We start from the raw sequence: 1904 nt of genomic DNA on the forward strand, positions 1-1904 counted from the left end.
AATCGCGAGGAAGTAAGAAGTATCATTAGTCATTGTCGAAGTCTTAAATATCAGACCGCACTTGAAATGTGTTATGGATGTGGCCTACGTGTCAGTGAGGTCGTAGGCTTGTACGTGAAAGACATTGATGGTACGGCGAAACGACTGCACATTCATTGTGGTAAAGGTAAAAAAGATCGCTTTGTTCCACTGGGTGATAGCCAACTGAATCATCTTCGAAATTACTGGTGTCATTATCATCCCACCGTAGTGCTGTTTCCCAGCCTAGAGCCCGAAAAGCCATTGGGTATTAGCTCTCTGCAGAAATGCTTCAAAGCAGCAAAAGTTGAGGCAAACGTCAGAAAATTAGGAGGAATACACGCCTTGAGGCACGCTTATGCGACTCATCAGCTTGAATCGGGCATGCCTTTGAATGTTCTTCAGCGTTACCTCGGACATTCGAATATCAAAACGACATTGAGGTACACCCATTGGATAGGTCATCACAACGAAAGCTCGGACGGAAGTAAGTTCGACTTAGTTGCTCAACTATGGGAGGAGAGCGAATGAACGCATTATCTCCTTACCAAGCCGTATTAACACAAGGCTTAGAAGAGCTTGATAAAAGCAAAGTCACACCGAGACAGTGGCAAGTGCTTAACCATTTAAGAGACTGCCGAACAGAGCGTATGGGCAGCTACGACTGGCGTTGTCAGCAATGTGGTCATGAAACGCGTTGGTACTGCTCTTGTCGAGACCGTCATTGCCCCAATTGCCAAGAGCAGATGAGACAGCAATGGCTAACAAAGCGAAGCCAAGATATTTTACCTGTGGCCTACCATCATATGGTTTTTACCTTACCTCACGAGTTCAATGCTCTGGTTAAAGCGCATCCTAAGGTGGTTTATCAATGCTTGTTTCATTCAGTGTGGGCAACATTATGCGCGTTTGCTAATGAGCGGCATCACCTTGTCGGTCAACTTGGAGCATTAATGGTTCTTCACACTTGGGGAAGAAATCTGAGTCAACATACTCATATTCATTGCCTACTACCGAGTGGGGTGCTTACAAAAGATCGGCAATGGCAACCGACAAGAAAAGAGAGTTACCTGCTTCCGGTTAAAGCCCTATCCGTTCGCTTTAAGAAAGAGATGTTATGTCGAGTAAGCGAGTTGATAGCAACGCACAGTAATTTATTAGAGGAAGCCGCTAGTAAGAGATGGGTTGTGTACAGTAAACCTGTACTCCACGAGCCTACAGCGGTAGTGGGTTATCTATCTCGGTATTGCAATCGTATAGGGTTAAATCCCAACCAATTAAGTTATAACGTGGATGGCCGTATCACGATGAGTTACAAAGACTATCGAACCAATGGGACGCAAAGAATGTGTTGTAATGCGGGCGAGTTACTTCGACGCTTACTTTTACATGTGTTGCCTAAAGGGCTAATGCGAATACGCTACTATGGCTTTTTAGCTAATGCTGTACGGGTAAAAGCGATAGCGGAAATTAGGCAAAGCTTACGAAAGCGACCCGTAGAGAAATCGGAAGTGCTGAAAGAGAAACCTTGTTGTCCGAACTGCCATAGCAACAGCATGGTACTCGTGTGCATCAATATTAGACCTAGGATAGTCGTTTCAGAGCACCGACTGACCTAGTTGTCTGATTGTAATGAATAAAATTATCGTTGTGTTATGGCGAGAGAGGGGCATTGTTCGCTTTTAAAAAGATTATGCAACGGGTATAGTCGCAGTAGATAAATTGGTGGCTAGAAGTGGAAAATGGACGGCTGATGGGGTACCAGTCTTAATGATAAGAGTGGAACGTAAGTCAGTCCTAAAAAGCAAACTCCATAGATAGAAGCGGCCAAGTCCAACAGGTATTTATCCATTGTGCTACGACAACGGATAAATACTTAAGCGTTA

At 44.4% G+C, this 1904-nt stretch carries 2 protein-coding genes; both read left to right on the top strand.

The window, feature by feature from the left end; genetic code table 11:
* A partial coding sequence (locus tag AB6E08_RS23100; RefSeq protein WP_372160328.1) for a tyrosine-type recombinase/integrase occupies positions 1–549 on the top strand: 549 nt, incomplete at its 5' end.
* A complete protein-coding gene (locus AB6E08_RS23105; RefSeq protein WP_136983454.1) occupies positions 546–1637 on the top strand; it encodes a transposase in 1092 nt (363 codons plus the stop codon). The genes AB6E08_RS23100 and AB6E08_RS23105, both read left to right, overlap by 4 nt.
* The last annotated feature ends 267 nt before the right edge of the window (positions 1638–1904 follow it).

Source organism: Vibrio sp. 10N.247.310.24 (assembly GCF_041467175.1).
Lineage (GTDB): Bacteria > Pseudomonadota > Gammaproteobacteria > Enterobacterales > Vibrionaceae > Vibrio > Vibrio tasmaniensis_A.